We start from the raw sequence: 15,865 nt of genomic DNA on the forward strand, positions 1-15,865 counted from the left end.
AAGACTCGCCCCCTTAGCTCAGTCGGCAGAGCGTCTCCATGGTAAGGAGAAGGTCTACGGTTCGATTCCGTAAGGGGGCTCTCTTGGCGGAGTAGCTCAGGCGGTAGAGCAAACGGCTCATAATCGTTGCGTCGCCGGTTCGAGTCCGGCCTCCGCTACGGACGCCCGCCCGCACCGGCGGGTGACCTCAGCAGTACCCACAAGCAGTTCGACCGAAAAGGACCTCAGCCCGTGGCTGCCAAGAGCGCCGACGTCCGGCCGAAGATCACGCTTGCCTGCGTCGAGTGCAAGCACCGCAACTACATCACGAAGAAGAACCGCAGGAACGACCCGGACCGGCTCGAGCTGAAGAAGTTCTGCCCGAACTGCCGCACGCACCGGGCACACCGCGAGACTCGCTGAGTCCGGCCTCCCGGCGGACGCACCCGGCGTGACGGGGGAGACCTGACGTCTCGCCTTACCCGCTGTGCGTCTTATACGGTCCTGACCCATGCCACTCGACCCGTCCTTCATCGGTCGCAGCTACCCGCCCAGCCGTCCCTACGAGGTCGGCAGGGAGAAGATCAGGGAGTTCGCCGCTGCCCTCGGCGACGACAACCCCGCCTACACCGATCGTGACGCGGCCCGCGCGCTCGGGCACCCCGACGTCATCGCGCCGCCGACGTTCCCCATCGTGGTGGCGTACGACGCGCTCAACCAGCTGATCGAGGACCCGCAGCTGGGTCTCGACTACAGCAAGGTCGTGCACGGCGACCAGCGGTTCAGCTACACCCGGCCGGTGCGGGCCGGCGACGTCCTCCAGGTCACCGTGCAGGTCGAGAACATCAGGTCCGCCGCAGGCAACGACCTGATCTCCACCCGGGCGGACGTGGCCACCGTCGACGGCGAGCACGTCTGCAGCTCGTACTGCACGCTCGTAGCGCGGGGCACGGCCGGAGGTGACCAGTGATCAGGCACGACGACGTACAGGTCGGTGACGAGCTGCCGGCATTTGCCGTGTCCGTGCGCCGCGACGACCTGGTGCGCTACGCGGGCGCGTCGCGCGACTTCAACCCGATCCACTGGAACGAGCAGTTCGCCGCCTCGGTCGGCCTGCCCGACGTGATCGCGCACGGCATGTTCACCATGGGCGTTGCGTCGCGCTGCGTCACGTCCTGGACCGGTGACCCGTCGGCGGTCGTGGAGTACGGCGTGCGGTTCACGAAGCCGGTCGTGGTGCCCAACGACGGCGTCGGCGCGACCATCGACGTTGCGGGCAAGGTGGCGGAGAAGAACGACGACGGCACGGTGCGGGTGGACCTCACCGTGACCAGCGCCGAGACGAAGGTGCTCGGCATGGTGCGCCTGGTGGTGAGGCTGGCGTGAACCAGACAGCCGTCGAGCACCGTGCGGTGCCGCTCGGCCCCATGACGACGCTGCGCGTCGGTGGCCCGGCGGCCCGGCTGGTCGAGTGCGCCGACACCGCGGACCTGGTGGACGCCGTGCGCGCGGCCGACGCCACCACGGAACCCGCCCTCGTCCTCGGCGGCGGCAGCAACGTGGTCGTCTCCGACGACGGCTTTCCCGGTGTGGTGATCCGGGTGCTCAGCCGCGGCCGCGACGTGGAACGCGACGGCGACGCCGTACTGCTGACCGTGCAGGCCGGCGAGAACTGGGACGACGTGGTGACGTACTGCGTCGACGAGGGGTTCGCCGGCCTGGAGTTCCTCTCCGGCGTGCCCGGGCTCGCCGGTGCCACCCCGATCCAGAACGTCGGTGCGTACGGCCAGGAGGTCGCGGAGACCATCGCGTCGGTCCACGTCTTCGACCGGCACAGCGGCGAGACGGTCGACCTGTCCCCGGCGGACTGCGCGTTCACCTACAGGAACAGCGTCTTCAAGGGCGACGACAGGTACGTCGTGCTGGCCGTGACGTTCCGGCTGGAGCGCAGCAGGCTGTCCGCCCCCGTGAAGTACGCCGAGCTCGCCGGCTCGCTCGACGTGGACCAGGGGCAGCGGGTGCCGCTCACCGTCGCGCGCGAGGCCGTGCTCGGGCTGCGCCGCCGCAAGGGCATGGTGCTCGAAGAGGACGACCACGACACCTGGAGCGTCGGCTCGTTCTTCACCAACCCGATCGTCGACTCGCAGACCGCGGCCAAGCTGCCGGCCGAGCTGCCCAGGTGGCCGATGCCCGACGGCCAGCTGAAGCTGTCGGCGGCATGGCTGATCGAGCACACCGGCTTCGGCAAGGGGTACGGCAGCGGGTTCGCGCGGATCTCCGGCAAGCACACGCTGGCGCTGACCAACAGAGGCGGCGCGACGGCCACCGAGGTGCTGAACCTCGCCCGCGAGGTGCGCGACGGCGTGCGCGACGCGTACGGCGTGGAGCTACGCAACGAGCCGGTGCTGATCGGCGAGAAGCTCTGACACCGCCGCGGTCCCGTACTGCCGAGGCCGCGGCGGGCCAGGTGTGTCAGAGATCGACCGTGACGACGTCGAGGTTGCGGAACGTGGGCCCGTCCTCGGCGAGCTCGGTCAGGCTCTCGGCGAACGCGGCGGTCGCCGGGTGCTCCGAGTTGGCCATCGCTTCCTCGTAGCTGGGGAACTCGACCAGCTGTACGTACCGGTCCTCCCGGTCCTTGTCTATGGTCAGCACCGACCAGCGCGCCGTGCGGGCGTCGCCGATCTCCGCCTCCCACTTGTCGAGCAGGGCCTTGCCCTCGTCGAGCTTCTGTCTGTGCGCGGTGAACTCGATCATCTGGACGAAGGCACCCTGCCGGCTGATCTGCTCGGTCGCGGGCTGCAGGGCCCCCCTGACCTGCTCGTGCAGCTCGGGGGTGTCGTCGTGGCCGTGCACGTCGATCGAGTGCTGTACCGCAGCCCGGACGACCTCGTCCTCGCTGCCGGCGATGGTGAGCGAGCAGTTCGACTCGCTCGGTATGGTCCTGCAGTCCACCAGCACGCGCGTCATGGGTACCCCACCTCCTGGTGTAAGGTTGGGGTCCGTGCGTCAAGCATGCGCGTCCCGGTCTGTTGGGCGAGGTCGACCGGGCGGGGACGGGCGGCCCGCTGCCGGGCGGTAGCCAGCTGTTGCCGCCGCTGTGATCGTGTGACGTGGGGTAGCGTCGTGGCATGGAGCTGACGCTTGCCGAAGAGCTGACTCTGCTGGCGTACGACGACGACACCGGCAAGTCCAAGGCGGACATGTACCTGGAGTACGGCATCGGCGGGGCGCTGCTGGCCGAGCTGGCGCTGCGTGGCGCGGTCACGCTGGCGGACAAGAAGGTCACCGTCGTCGACGACACCCCGCCCGGCGACCCGCTGCTCGACGACGCGCTGGCGAAGATCGCCGCGAGCACGCCGCGGCGGCCGCAGCACTGGGTGGACCGGCTGCACCGGGGCGCGAAGAAGGCCACCCTGGCGCGTCTGGTGGAACGTGGCCTGCTGCGCGAGGAGAGCGGCAAGGTGCTGCTGGTGATCCCGTTCACCACGTACCCGGCGGAGGACGGCGGACCGGAGCGCGAGGTGCGTCAGCGTCTGCACGACGCGGTCGTGGTCGGCACGGTGCCGCAGCCCCGTACGGCGACGCTGGCGATGCTCGTCGGCGCCTGCGAGATGGGCAAGCACGTCTTCCCCGAGGTGTCGCGCCGCGACCTGAAGCGGAAGCTGAACGACCTGGCCGCCGGCGACTGGGCCGCCGCGGCCACGAAGAAGGTGATCGACACCATCCGCGCCGCCGTCCTGACCACCGTGACCACGACCGCCGCCACCGCAGGCACGAGCAACAGCTGACGGTCTGGGGTCAGTGGCCGTCGAGGTGCCGGTGGACGTGCGGTGTGGCCACCTTCGTGGTGCGCTCCTCGGTCGGGGGGTCTGCGGTCCAGTCGGGGTGGCCGGGCATCGGCGGCGTCGTGGTGCCGTACACCCAGGCCTCGAGGAAGCCGCGTAGGTCCTGGCCGGACACCTGCGAGGCCAGGGCGATGAAGTCGTCGGTGCCGGCGACACCGTTGGCGTTCCTCGTCACCCACTGCTGCTGGATGGCGCGGAACGCCTCGTCGCCCACCTTCTGGTGCAGCGCGTAGAGCACCAGCGCGCCGCCGCTGTAGACGTTGTCGCTGAAGAGCGTGTCGCTGTTCTTCGGCTTGGCCACCGGGCCGTAGTCGGCGCGGTACTGGTCGCCCTTCGCGTACGTCTCCTTCATCGCCTGCTCGAGCGTGCCCTCGCCGACGACCTCCTCCGTGTACCTGATCTCGTACCAGGTGGCGTGGCCCTCGTTCAGCCACAGGTCACTCCAGGTCGCGGGCGAGACGTAGTCACCGAACCACTGGTGGGCGACCTCGTGCACCATGATCCCCCGCAGCCAGCTCTCCGACTGGGTGAGCCACGGCGCCTCGTACAGCGAGATGGTCTGCGTCTCCAGCGCGAACCCGAAGCTGGCGCGCAGCCCGAGGCTGCCGTAGTTCTGCAGCGGGTAGTCGACGCCGACCTTGCGGTTCATCCAGGGGATGTGTTCTTCCTGGGTGTCCAGCTGCGGCTCGGCCTCGTACGTCACGTCCACGCGGAACGTGTGCCGCAGCGGCTTCGCCGGCGTGACGACGAGCTCCTCGCCGTCCCTGCGGTAGTCGGCGGCACGGCCGTCCACGGTCACCCGCTCGAGGGTGTTGCCGCCGAAGTCGAGGTTGAACCTCGACAACGCCTGGGTGGCCTCCGCGACGATGCCGACGCGCGCGGCGACCTTCTTCGTCTTCGCGTCGTAGTCGAAGTCGATGTCGTAGTGCTTTACGTCGTAGCCGCCGTTGCCGATACCGGGGAAGAGCCGGTCGCCCGCGCTCGGTGCGCCCGGTGCCGGAGGCGCGGCGAGCGCACGCGGGCCCGCGAGTCCGGTGGCGAGCGCCAGTGCGGCGACGGCAGCGGTGACGATGCGGGTGGGTGTGCGCATCCTGGACCTCCCCGTACGTGCAGTGAGCAGCGTGGTGAGCGTACTGCCGACGGCACGGTCTGGCGACCGATCGGTGGTACGGACGGACACAACGTCATCTGCTGGCCGGAGTCGGCCAGTGCAGCGCTACGGGGCGGGATCGGGCCCCGCGAGCCAGTCGTCGATGCCGGCGAGCAGCCGCGCGCGGACGTCGTCGGGTGCCGCAGAACCCGTCACCGACTGCCGCGCCAGCTCGGCGAGCTCCGAGTCGGTGAAGCCGAGCTCGTCGCGGGCGAGCGCGTACTGCTCGGCCAGCCGGGGTCCGAACAGCAGCGGGTCGTCGGCGCCGAGCGCGATCCGGACGCCGGCGTCGTAGAGCCGGCGCAGTGGTACGTCGGCCGGCTTGCCGTAGACGCCGAGCGAGACGTTCGACCACGGGCACACCTCGAGCGTGACGCCGTCGCGGGCGAGCCGCTCGACGAGCGCGTGGTCCTCGACGGCCCTGATGCCGTGCCCCACCCGCCGGGCGCCGAGGGAGTCGAGGCACTCCCTGACGCTGCGCGGACCGCAGAGCTCGCCGCCGTGCGGCAGGCTGAGCAACTCCGCCCGCGCGGCGATGTGGAAGGCGCGGTCGAAGTCGCGCGCCTGGCCGCGGCGCTCGTCGTTCGACAGGCCGAAGCCCACCACGCCGCGGCCGGCGTACTGGGCGGCCAGCCGGGCGAGGGTACGGGCGTCCATCTGGTGGCGCATCCGGTTCGCCGCGATGACCACGCCGATGCCGACGCCGGTGGCCTGGCTCGCCTCGCGGGCGGCGTCGAGGACGAGCTCGGTGAACACCGTCAGCCCGCCGAACTGGTTCGCGTAGCCGGACGGGTCGACCTGGATCTCCAGCCAGCCGGAGCCGTCGTGCCCGTCGTCCTCGGCCGCCTCGCGCACCAGCCGCCTGACGTCCGCCTCGGTACGCAGCACCGAGCGCGCGGTGTCGTACAGTCGCTGGAACCTGAACCAGCCGCGCTCGTCGGCCGCGGACAGCTGCGGCGGCCACTCGTCGCGCAGTACGTCGGGCAGCCTGATGCCGTGCTCGTCGGCGAGCTCGACGAGGGTCGAGTGCCGCATCGAGCCGGTGAAATGCAGGTGGAGGTGCGCCTTGGGCAGCGCCTCGAGCCGTCTGCGCACCCCCTGCTTTCCCCCTCTGCCGGCCGTTACTCGGCTTCGCCGAACAGCCGCTGCAGCCGCGAGACGCCCTCGACCAGGTCGTCGTCGCCGAGCGCGTACGAGAACCGCAGGTAGCCGTCGGTGCCGAACGCCTCGCCGGGCACGACGGCGACCTCGGCCTCTTCGAGCGCGATCTCGGCCAGCTCGATCGACGTGTTCGCCACCCGGCCGCGGATCTTCTTGCCGAGCAGCCCCCGCACCGACGGGTACACGTAGAAGGCGCCCTCGGGCTCTGGGCAGTCCACGCCGGGGATCTCCCGCAGCATCGACACGATCTTCTGCCGGCGGCGGTCGAACGCGGCGCGCATCTCGCTGACGGCCTCAAGGTCGCCGGCGACCGCGGCGAGCGCGGCCCGCTGCGACACGTTAGAGACGTTGCTCGCCGCGTGCGAGTGCAGGTTGGTCGCGGCCTTGATGACGTCGGTGGGGCCGATCATCCAGCCGACCCGCCAGCCGGTCATGGCGTACGTCTTCGCGACGCCGTTCACCACCACGCAGCGGTCGGCCAGGTCCGGCACCTCGACCGGCATGGACGCGAACGTCGCGTCGCCGTAGACGAGGTGCTCGTAGATCTCGTCGGCCACCACCCACAGGCCGTGCTGGACGGCCCAGCGGCCGATCTCCTCGATCTCCGCGGGCGTGTGCACCGCGCCCGTCGGGTTGCTCGGCGAGCAGAAGAGCAGCACCTTCGTGCGGTCGGTGCGCGCGGCCTCCAGCTGGTCGACCGACACGTGGTAGCCGGTGGACTCGTCGGTGTGCACCATGACCGGCACGCCGCCGGCGAGCTTGATCGACTCCGGGTAGGTGGTCCAGTACGGGGTGGGCAGCAGCACCTCGTCGCCCGGGTCGAGGAGCGCGGCGAACGCCTCGTAGACGGCCTGCTTGCCGCCGTTGGTGACCAGGACCTGGTTGGCGGCCACCTCGTAGCCGGAGTCCCTGGCCGTCTTCGCCACCAGCGCCTCGCGCAGCTCGGGCAGGCCGCCGGCCGGCGTGTACTTGTGGTTCTTCGGGTCACGGCAGGCGGCGACCGCCGCCTCCACGACGTGGTCGGGGGTGGGGAAGTCGGGTTCACCGGCGCCGAAGCCGATGACCGGGCGGCCCTGCGCCTTCAGCGCCTTGGCCTTGGCGTCGACGGCCAAGGTGGCGGACTCGGCGATGGCGCCGAGCCTAGCGGAGACGCGGACAGCTTTGGATGCGACGGATGCACTGCTCATACGTCATATCGTGGCACCCCCGCCGCGAGCGGCCCACTGGTATCCACCACCTGAGACGGCGTCGTCTCACCGACCAGGTGACGAGCGCGGCCACCCGGCCACCCGGCCGCCGGGGCGCCGGAGTGCGGGTCCGACCACGTTGGCACCGCCCCGTTCGACGTGGCGTGGAGCGGCACCGTAGACTGCACGGGTTGGCGGTGCGTGCCGCCTGGTCAGGCCTACCCAGAAGATGGCCTGGCGGGGAGCGCGGACAGCCCGAAGGGCAGTAGCTCAATTGGCTAGAGTACCGGTCTCCAAAACCGGCGGTTGGGGGTTCGAGTCCCTCCTGCCCTGCGCCGAGTTGAGAGCACGGACACCTGAAACGTGCTGCCTCTGACGGCGAAGAGAGGTTGGCGAGCCGGTTTCGGCCGGTGCGGACGAGTAGAGGATCGAGTGACCGACACGAAGGGCGAGGCCAAGCCCGCCAAGCGGAGGGACGACGACGAGTTCGTCCCGCCCGGCGTGCTGCGCAGCTTCTTCCGGGCGCCCGGCGTCTTCTACCGGGAGTGCGTGGCCGAGTTGCGCAAGGTCGTCTGGCCGACGCGGCAGCAGGTCTTCACGTACACCTCGGTGGTGCTCGTCTTCGTCCTCATCATGATCGGCATCGTCACCGGCCTCGACTTCGTCTTCGGGAAGGGCGTGCTGCAGATCTTCCAGTGACGCGCGGTGAAGTCACCGGATGGACCCTGCCGGCCCTGGAGGCCGCACGGCGCCCGCGGCGGGCACGGGCGGGACAAGACGAGTCAAGCGAGACGGAGAACGCACCATCGTGACCGACATGCTGCCGGACGACACACGCCAGCAGGCGGAGTCGACCGATGAGGCCGGACAGCCGTCTGTCGCCGACGCCGCCGACGAGGCCGGCTACGACGAGCAGGCGGCGGAGGCCCCCGGCGCCGCCGACGCTGCCGCGGAGGCAGAGGCGGAAGCAGAGACGGCGACCGCAGGTGCGGACGAGACCGTCGCCGCGGACGAGGCGGAAGAGACCCTCGCCGTGGACACCGCCGCCGCAGCGGCCGCAGGTGCGGACGAGGACGACGACCCGCTGGCCGAGCTGCGCGAGCGGCTGCGCTCCGGGGTCGGCCACTGGTACGTCGTCCACACCTACGCCGGGTACGAGAACCGGGTGAAGGCGAACGTCGAGAGCCGCATCAGCTCGCTGAACATGGAGGACTACATCTTCGAGGTCGCGGTTCCGACCCAGGAGGTGACCGAGGTCAAGAGCGGCAAGCGCCAGCAGGTGACGCAGAAGATGCTCCCCGGCTACGTGCTCGTCCGCATCGACCTGACCGACGAGTCCTGGGCGGTCGTGCGGCACACGCCGGGCGTCACCGGGTTCGTCGGGGTCGGCAACCAGCCGGCGCCGCTGTCCACCGACGAGGTGGTCGCGCTGCTGGCGCCGGCGGTGGAGAAGAAGGAGGCCAAGGAGGCGCCGAAGTCCGTCGCCTTCGAGGCGGGCGAGTCGGTCACCGTCATGGAGGGCCCGTTCGCCACGCTGCCGGCCACGATCAGCGAGGTCAACCTCGACTCGCAGAAGCTCAAGGTGCTGGTGTCGATCTTCGGTCGGGAGACACCTGTGGAGCTTTCTTTCGACCAAGTGCAGAAGATCTGAGTAAGCAAGGAAGAACAGGACCAGATGGCTCCCAAGAAGAAGCTCAGCGCCGTCATCAAGCTGCAGATCCAGGCCGGGCAGGCGACGCCGGCCCCGCCGGTCGGCCCCGCGTTGGGTCAGCACGGCGTCAACATCATGGAGTTCTGCAAGGCGTACAACGCGGCGACCGAGCAGCAGCGCGGCAACGTCGTGCCGGTCGAGATCTCCGTGTACGAGGACCGGTCGTTCACCTTCGTGACCAAGACCCCGCCCGCGGCGGAGTTGCTGAAGAAGGCGGCCGGCCTGGACAAGGGCAGCGGCGACGCGCTCAAGACCAAGGTCGGCTCGGTCACCCAGGACCAGCTGCGTGAGATCGCCAGGACGAAGATGGACGACCTCAACGCGAACGACGAGGAGCAGGCGGCGAAGATCATCGCCGGCACCGCGCGTTCGATGGGGCTCACTGTCGCCGACTGACGGTCGCCCCGGTTCACCCGTAATCCGGTGGGAGGGCGCGAGCGCGTCCGCACCACCACCCTCGAAAGGCTGAGGACATGAAGCGCTCCAAGAACTACCGCAATGCGGTCGCGAAGGTCGACACCAGCACGGCGTACTCGCCCACGGAGGCGATCAAGCTGGTGAAGGACGGCGCGGCGAGCAGCAAGTTCGACCAGACCGTCGACGTCGCCGTCTGTCTCGGCGTCGACCCGCGGAAGGCGGACCAGATGGTCCGCGGCACCGTCAACCTGCCGCACGGCACCGGCAAGACCGCCAGGGTGCTGGTGCTGGCCGGCGGCCAGAAGGCCGACGAGGCGATCGAGGCCGGCGCCGACCACGTCGGAACCGACGACCTGATCGAGCGGATCCAGGGCGGCTGGCTGGACTTCGACGCGGTCGTCGCCACCCCCGACCTGATGGGCAAGGTCGGCCGGCTCGGCCGGGTGCTCGGCCCGCGCGGCCTGATGCCGAACCCGAAGACCGGCACCGTGACCATGGACGTCGCGAAGGCCGTCGGCGACATCAAGGGCGGCAAGATCGAGTTCCGCGTCGACCGGCACGGCAACCTGCACTTCGTCATCGGCAAGGCGTCGTTCGGCGAGGAGCAGCTCGCGGAGAACTACGCGGCCGCCGTCGAAGAGGTGCTCAGGCTGAAGCCGGCCACCTCCAAGGGCCGGTACGTCAAGCGGATCACCATGTCGTCGACGATGGGCCCCGGCGTCCCCGTTGGCCCCAGCGGCCGCACGTCCGGCAAGGCCGCCTGACCCACCCGCTGACGCGGCACCGGCGGTTGGTACTCTGGACGTCGCCGTAGACCGCCGGTCGCCGCCTGCGCATGCAGGTGGCCGAAGGTTCTCGCGAAGAGACGACCCGCGCAGGTGTGGACGAAGTTTTGTGTGCTGCCCGTCGGGTGGCGCCTTGCTGCCTCGTACGCCTGCGTACGGGGCCTTTCTGTTTCTCGGGTACCCGATCGGTGGGTCCACGGTTGGACGACCAACCGGAAGGAGACCCATGCAGAGGTCTGACAAGGTGACCGCGGTCGCCGAGCTCACGGACGCATTCCGTGCGGCCGACGCTGCCGTGCTCACCGAGTACCGTGGTCTCACCGTCGCGCAACTCGCCCAGCTGCGGCGCGCGCTCGGTGGGGACACGTCCTATCGGGTCGTCAAGAACACCCTCACCAAGATCGCCACCAAGGAAGCAGGCGTCGAAGCGTTCGACGGACTGCTCGAAGGTCCGAGCGCTATCGCGTTCGTCAAGGGTGACCCGGTCGAGGCGGCCAAGAGCCTCCGCGACTTCGCCAAGGACAACCCGCAGCTTGTGGTCAAGGGCGGGCTCGTCGAGGGGCGGCCGCTGTCACCTGCCGAGCTGACCCAGTTGGCCGATCTGGAGTCCCGCGAAGTACTGCTCAGCAAGCTCGCCGGCGCGATGAAGGCCTCGCTGTCCGGTGCTGCGGCGCTGTTCCAGGCCCCGCTCGCCGGAGCCGCAAGGATGACCGAGGCGTACCGCGCCAAGGTCGAGCAGGCAGGTGGCGCCGCTGCGGCACCTGCGGACGCGGAGACCGCCGACGAGGGTTCGACGGCCGAGTAACCCGTACCACCGATTAGCGATACCGAGAGGACACGCCAGATGGCGAAGCTCAGCACCGACGAGCTGCTCGACGCGTTCAAGGAGATGACGCTGCTCGAGCTCAGTGACTTCGTGAAGCAGTTCGAGGACACCTTCGACGTCACCGCAGCGGCCCCGACCGCGGTCGCGGTGGCCGCCCCTACCGGTGGCGGCGAGGCCGCGGCCGTCGAGGAGCAGGACGAGTTCGACGTCGTCCTCGACACTGCCGGCGACAAGAAGATCCAGGTCATCAAGGAGGTGCGCGGACTCACCAACCTCGGCCTGCGCGAGGCCAAGGAGCTGGTTGAGGGCGCGCCGAAGCCGATCCTGGAGAAGGTCGACAAGGAGGCCGCCGAGAAGGCCAAGGAGGCGCTCGAGGGCGCCGGCGGCACTGTCTCGATCAAGTAACGATGCCGCAGTGTGAAGGGGCCGCCGGGAACGGCGGCCCCTTTCGCGTCCCCACCCGCGCAGTCACCGGCCGTCGGACGGCCTGAGCACGGTGCGCAGGCCCCCTTGCCTAGGACCGTACTGGCCAGTAGCTTTTCGTCGACGTGGTGCAGCGCGTGGTGGGCACACGTGACCAGAGGTCGCGTGCCATCGTTGGTCATCGCGGAACGGGGAGCGGAACCCGTGGTGACCGGTGGTCTCCGTTGGTAACCAGACTTTTCCGTAGCGGTCCGCAGTCGTACCGTGAGGAGGCCTGAGTGGGCGTCGAGGTGCAGATCGAGGGGCTGACCCAGTCCTTCGGCCGGCAGGTGATCTGGGAGGACGTGTCGTTCACCCTGCCTGCCGGCGAGATCTCCGTGCTGCTCGGACCTTCCGGTACCGGCAAGTCGGTGTTCCTGAAGTGCCTGGTGGGGCTGCTGAAGCCGAACACCGGCTACATCGGCATCGGCGACGTGGACATCTGCTCGTGCGCAGAGCGCGACCTGTACAAGGTGCGCCGGCTGTTCGGCGTGCTCTTCCAGGACGGCGCGTTGTTCGGCTCCATGAACCTGTACGACAACGTGGCGTTCCCGCTGCGCGAGCACACCAAGAAGAGCGAGCGGGCGATCCGCGACATCGTGTTGGAGAAGCTCGACATGGTCGGGCTGGCCGGCACCGAGAAGAAGCTGCCAGGTGAGATCTCCGGCGGCATGCGCAAGCGGGCCGGGATCGCCAGGGCGCTCGTGCTCGACCCGGAGATCATCCTGTTCGACGAGCCGGACTCCGGGCTCGACCCGGTGCGTACGGCGTACATCAACCAGCTGATCGTCGACCTTAACCAGCAGACCGACGCCACCATGCTGATCGTCACGCACGACATCAACACCGCGCGTACCGTGCCGGACAACATCGGCCTGCTCTACCACCGGCACCTGGCCATGTTCGGGCAGCGGGAGATGTTGCTGTCCAGCCACGAACCGGTCGTCAGGCAGTTCCTGAACGCGCTGCGCCAGGGGCCGATCGGCATGGCGGAGGAGAAGGACGCCGACGAGCTGGCCATGGAGCTCGAAGCCGGTGTCGACCTACCGCCGCTGCCGCCGATCGCGCTGCAGCTGAGCCCCACCAACGGCCGGGCGCGGCGCAGCCAGCGCCCGCCGGGCGAGTGGTGCCAGCGCAACGGGGTGCAGCCGCCGGCCGGATCGTTCACCAGCGCGGCGCCGACCCTCGTGTCGGCGGGTCCGCAACCGATGCCCGCCGTCGCCGAGCCACCCACGATCCCGCAAGGCGGCCAGGGACACGGTGGGGTCGGATGAGGGTGCTTCCCGTTGACCTCCCGCGCTCCGCTCCTCGCTCACGTGCGGCGATCTGGCGCGTGCCGGGTCGCATTCTCGCTACGATGCTCACGCGGGAGGTCGCCTCGTGACCCTCCTTGCTCCGCTGCGCAGCACCGGGCAGCTCTTCGCGCTGGCCGGCGACACCTTCCGGTCGACGTTCCGGCGGCCGTTCCAGTGGAAGGAGTTCGTCCACCAGGCGTGGTTCGTCGCGAGCGTCACCATCCTCCCTACGGCGCTGGTGTCCATCCCGTTCGGCGCCGTCATCGCGCTGCAGGTGGGCGGTCTGGTGCGGCAGCTCGGCGCGGAGGCGTTCATCGGTTCGACGGCGGTGCTGGCCGTCGTGCGGGAGGCCTCGCCGATCGTGACGGCGCTGCTGATCGCCGGCGCCGGCGGCTCGGCGGTCTGCGCCGATCTCGGGTCGCGGAAGATCCGCGAGGAGATCGACGCGATGGAGGTGCTCGGCATCAACCCCATCCAGCGGCTGATCGTGCCGCGGATGCTGGCCATGATGCTGATCGCCGTGCTGCTCAACGGGCTGGTGTCCGTGGTGGGCGTCTGTGGCGGCTACTTCTTCAACGTCGTGCTGCAGGGTGGTACGCCTGGCGCGTACCTGGCGTCGTTCACCGCACTCGCGCAGCTGCCCGACCTGTACGCCGGTGAGGTGAAGGCGCTGGTGTTCGGCGCGCTCGCCGCGATCGTCGCGTCGTACAAGGGGCTGCACGCCGGCGGCGGACCGAAGGGCGTCGGTGACGCGGTCAACCAGTCCGTGATCATCACGTTCATGCTGCTGTTCTTCGCCAACTTCATCCTCACGGCCGTGTACTTCCAGATCGTGCCGGAGAAGGGCTGACCCGATGAGCCACCAGGTCGCCGAGCGCCCCGCCGCAGGAGATGTCCTGCGCGGGATGTTCGGCGTGGTCGGCCGCGCGGCCCGCAAGCCGGGCAACCTGATGGAGGAGCTCGGGCAGCAGCTGTCGTTCTACGGTCGCGCGATCGCGTGGACCCCGCGCGCCGTCAAGCGCTACAAGAAGGAGATGCTCCGGCTGCTCGCGGAGGTCACGCTGGGCACCGGCGCGCTCGCGGTGATCGGCGGCACCGTCGGCGTGATCGCGTTCATGACCTTCTTCGTCGGCACCGAGGTGGGGCTGCAGGGGTACAGCGCGCTCAACCAGATCGGCACCTCCGCCTTCTCCGGGTTCGTCTCCGCGTACTTCAACACCAGGGAGATCGCGCCGCTGACCGCCGGCCTCGCGCTGTCGGCGACGATCGGCGCGGGCTACACCGCGCAGCTCGGCGCGATGCGGATCAACGAGGAGGTCGACGCGCTCGAGGTGATGGCGGTGCCTTCGCTGCCGTTCCTCGTCACCACCCGACTGGTGGCGGGCCTGGTCGCGATCGTCCCGCTGTACATCATCGGGCTGCTCTCCTCGTACCTGGCGACGCGGACGATCGTGACCTTCTACTACGGCCAGTCGGCGGGCACCTACGACCACTACTTCCATCTCTTCTTACCGCCCGTGGACGTGCTCTGGTCGTTCGGCAAGGTGCTCGTCTTCGCCGTCGTGATCATGCTCGTGCACTGCTACTACGGCTACACGGCCGGCGGCGGGCCCGCCGGCGTCGGCGTCGCCGTGGGACGCGCGGTGCGTACGTCGATCGTGGCGATCAACGTGGTGGACTTCTTCCTCAGCCTCGCGATCTGGGGCGCGTCGACGACCGTGCGGATCGCGGGGTGACGGCGATGACGAGACTGCGCTACCAGGCGTACGGGCTGGCGTTCGTCGTGGTGCTCGCCCTGCTCGTCGGGATCGCCGTGGCCGCGTACCAGAAGCGGTTCACCCCGGTGGTCGACGTGTCGGTAAAGGCGCAGACCGTGGGCACCCAGCTGAACGTCGGTGGCGACGTCAAGGTGCGCGGCGTGATCGTCGGCGAGATCAGGGAGATCACCAGCACCGGCAAGGCGGCGACGGTTCGGCTGGCGCTGCAGCCTGAGCAGGCGAAGCGCATCCCGGCCGGTTCGTCCGCGCGGTTCGTGCCGAAGACGTTGTTCGGCGAGCGGTACGTCGACCTGCGCCCGCCGCGTGCGGAGGCCGGCCGCTCGCTGCAGCCGGGCGACGTGATCCCCGAGGACCGGTCGGCGGCAGCGATCGCGCTGAACCGGGTGCTCGACGACGTGCTGCCGTTGTTGCGCACGCTTGAACCGGCCAAGGTGCAGTCCTCGCTGAACGCGATGGCGACGGCACTCGAGGGCCGCGGCGACGACATCGGCGACAACCTGGAGCGCCTGGACGCGTACCTCAAACAGCTCAACCCGCACATGCCCGCGCTGAAGCACGACATCAAGCGGTTGGGTGAGGTGGCTGAGGTGTACGACGAGGTCGTGCCCGACCTGGCGAAGACGCTGCGGCACCTGAGCAAGACGGCGAAGACCGTCACGGAGAAGGAACGCACCATCCAGGAGTTCCTTACGGCGACCACCGGCTTCTCGGTGACCACCCGGTCGTTCCTCGTACGGCACGAGGAACGACTCATCATGGTCGGCGACGTGGGCCGGCCGACGCTGGAGCTGATGGCCCAGTACGCGCCCGAGTATCCGTGCCTGCTGGAAGGCCTGGTCAAGTCGGAGCAGAAGATCGGCAAGGTGTTCGAACGCAAACGCCTGCACATCACCATGGAGATCATCAAGTCGCGGCCGCCGTACGAGCCGGGCGTGGACGCGCCGGAGTGGAACGACAAGCGCGGCCCCGGTTGCTACGGGCTGCCGAACCCGAAGGTGCCGTACCCGGGCATGAGCTTCAAGGACGGTACGGAGGACGACGAGTACAACACCGGCGGGGACGAGTCGGGGGTCCCCGGCCTCTCCGACCCGTCCGGCAGGGTGACGGCGACGACGCAGGAGAAGCGCATGGTGGGCTCGCTGATCGGGCCGACCATGGGCGAGTCGCCCGACGACGTGCCGGACATCGGGACCCTGCTCTTCGGCCCGATGGCCCGTGGGACGAAGGTGAGCTACTCGTGAGGCAGCCGCACAGCACAGGAGGTGA

19 protein-coding genes and 3 tRNA genes are annotated in these 15,865 nt (G+C 69.5%); 18 read left to right on the forward strand and 4 right to left on the reverse strand.

Annotation, left to right across the window (positions count from 1 at the left end):
• Window positions 1-7 precede the first annotated feature (7 nt).
• From GEV07_22550 to GEV07_22575, 6 genes are all read left to right on the forward strand, one after another.
• Window positions 8-80: transfer RNA gene (locus GEV07_22550), tRNA-Thr, on the forward strand.
• Between the two features lie 5 nt (window positions 81-85).
• Window positions 86-158, forward strand: a tRNA-Met gene (locus GEV07_22555).
• A 73-nt stretch (window positions 159-231) separates the two neighbouring features.
• Window positions 232-402 carry a 50S ribosomal protein L33 gene (gene rpmG / locus GEV07_22560; GenBank protein MQA05384.1) on the forward strand — a complete coding sequence of 57 codons (171 nt, stop codon included), beginning with the start codon at window positions 232-234 and terminating at the stop codon, window positions 400-402.
• A gap of 88 nt (window positions 403-490) precedes the next feature.
• Window positions 491-949, forward strand: coding sequence for a MaoC family dehydratase (locus tag GEV07_22565; GenBank protein MQA05385.1), 459 nt, complete (start codon window positions 491-493; stop codon window positions 947-949).
• Window positions 946-1,365 (forward strand): dehydratase, encoded by a 420-nt coding sequence (locus GEV07_22570; GenBank protein MQA05386.1) that lies wholly within the window; start codon window positions 946-948, stop codon window positions 1,363-1,365. Before GEV07_22565 ends, GEV07_22570 begins: the two co-directional genes overlap by 4 nt.
• Window positions 1,366-1,391: 26 nt before the next feature.
• Window positions 1,392-2,405, forward strand: coding sequence for a UDP-N-acetylmuramate dehydrogenase (locus GEV07_22575; GenBank protein ID MQA05387.1), 1,014 nt, complete (start codon window positions 1,392-1,394; stop codon window positions 2,403-2,405).
• A 46-nt stretch (window positions 2,406-2,451) separates the two neighbouring features.
• Here the strand turns inward: GEV07_22575 and GEV07_22580 are convergent, their stop codons facing one another.
• Window positions 2,452-2,949, reverse strand: a complete 498-nt coding sequence (locus GEV07_22580; GenBank protein ID MQA05388.1) for a DUF1059 domain-containing protein — start codon at window positions 2,947-2,949, stop codon at window positions 2,452-2,454.
• Between the two features lie 161 nt (window positions 2,950-3,110).
• Here GEV07_22580 and GEV07_22585 point away from each other — a divergent pair, with 161 nt between their 5' ends.
• On the forward strand, window positions 3,111-3,770 hold the full coding sequence (locus GEV07_22585; GenBank protein MQA05389.1) for a GPP34 family phosphoprotein: 660 nt from the start codon (window positions 3,111-3,113) through the stop codon (window positions 3,768-3,770).
• Window positions 3,771-3,780: 10 nt separating this feature from the next.
• Here GEV07_22585 and GEV07_22590 read toward each other — a convergent pair whose 3' ends face one another.
• From GEV07_22590 to GEV07_22600, 3 genes are all read right to left on the reverse strand, one after another.
• Window positions 3,781-4,917, reverse strand: coding sequence for a hypothetical protein (locus tag GEV07_22590; GenBank protein ID MQA05390.1), 1,137 nt, complete (start codon window positions 4,915-4,917; stop codon window positions 3,781-3,783).
• Window positions 4,918-5,043: 126 nt separating this feature from the next.
• The gene (locus GEV07_22595) at window positions 5,044-6,072 is read right to left on the reverse strand and encodes an adenosine deaminase (GenBank protein MQA05391.1); all 1,029 of its coding nucleotides are present in this window, start codon (window positions 6,070-6,072) and stop codon (window positions 5,044-5,046) included.
• 26 nt (window positions 6,073-6,098) lie between these two features.
• Window positions 6,099-7,325, reverse strand: a complete 1,227-nt coding sequence (locus GEV07_22600; GenBank protein ID MQA05392.1) for an aminotransferase class I/II-fold pyridoxal phosphate-dependent enzyme — start codon at window positions 7,323-7,325, stop codon at window positions 6,099-6,101.
• Between the two features lie 259 nt (window positions 7,326-7,584).
• Here GEV07_22600 and GEV07_22605 point away from each other — a divergent pair.
• From GEV07_22605 to GEV07_22655, 11 genes are all read left to right on the forward strand, one after another.
• Window positions 7,585-7,658 (forward strand) — tRNA-Trp (locus GEV07_22605).
• A gap of 30 nt (window positions 7,659-7,688) precedes the next feature.
• A complete protein-coding gene (gene secE / locus GEV07_22610; protein ID MQA05393.1) occupies window positions 7,689-8,024 on the forward strand; it encodes a preprotein translocase subunit SecE in 336 nt (111 codons plus the stop codon).
• 118 nt (window positions 8,025-8,142) lie between these two features.
• The gene (gene nusG / locus GEV07_22615; GenBank protein MQA05394.1) at window positions 8,143-8,976 is read left to right on the forward strand and encodes a transcription termination/antitermination protein NusG; all 834 of its coding nucleotides are present in this window, start codon (window positions 8,143-8,145) and stop codon (window positions 8,974-8,976) included.
• 24 nt (window positions 8,977-9,000) lie between these two features.
• A complete protein-coding gene (gene rplK / locus GEV07_22620; protein ID MQA05395.1) occupies window positions 9,001-9,432 on the forward strand; it encodes a 50S ribosomal protein L11 in 432 nt (143 codons plus the stop codon).
• A 77-nt stretch (window positions 9,433-9,509) separates the two neighbouring features.
• Complete coding sequence (rplA, locus tag GEV07_22625; protein MQA05396.1) at window positions 9,510-10,217, forward strand: 50S ribosomal protein L1; 708 nt, start codon at window positions 9,510-9,512, stop codon at window positions 10,215-10,217.
• Between the two features lie 247 nt (window positions 10,218-10,464).
• Window positions 10,465-11,043 (forward strand): 50S ribosomal protein L10, encoded by a 579-nt coding sequence (gene rplJ, locus GEV07_22630; GenBank protein ID MQA05397.1) that lies wholly within the window; start codon window positions 10,465-10,467, stop codon window positions 11,041-11,043.
• A 39-nt stretch (window positions 11,044-11,082) separates the two neighbouring features.
• Window positions 11,083-11,469, forward strand: a complete 387-nt coding sequence (gene rplL, locus GEV07_22635) for a 50S ribosomal protein L7/L12 (protein MQA05398.1) — start codon at window positions 11,083-11,085, stop codon at window positions 11,467-11,469.
• A gap of 296 nt (window positions 11,470-11,765) precedes the next feature.
• A complete protein-coding gene (locus tag GEV07_22640; GenBank protein ID MQA05399.1) occupies window positions 11,766-12,800 on the forward strand; it encodes an ATP-binding cassette domain-containing protein in 1,035 nt (344 codons plus the stop codon).
• A 106-nt stretch (window positions 12,801-12,906) separates the two neighbouring features.
• On the forward strand, window positions 12,907-13,671 hold the full coding sequence (locus GEV07_22645) for an ABC transporter permease (protein MQA05400.1): 765 nt from the start codon (window positions 12,907-12,909) through the stop codon (window positions 13,669-13,671).
• A 55-nt stretch (window positions 13,672-13,726) separates the two neighbouring features.
• Entirely contained in the window at window positions 13,727-14,557 is an 831-nt protein-coding gene (locus GEV07_22650; GenBank protein ID MQA05401.1) for an ABC transporter permease, read from the forward strand.
• A 5-nt stretch (window positions 14,558-14,562) separates the two neighbouring features.
• Window positions 14,563-15,840, forward strand: coding sequence for an MCE family protein (locus GEV07_22655; protein ID MQA05402.1), 1,278 nt, complete (start codon window positions 14,563-14,565; stop codon window positions 15,838-15,840).
• Window positions 15,841-15,865 lie beyond the last annotated feature (25 nt).

This window comes from Streptosporangiales bacterium, from assembly GCA_009379825.1.
In the GTDB taxonomy this organism is placed as follows: Bacteria; Actinomycetota; Actinomycetes; order Streptosporangiales; family WHST01; genus WHST01.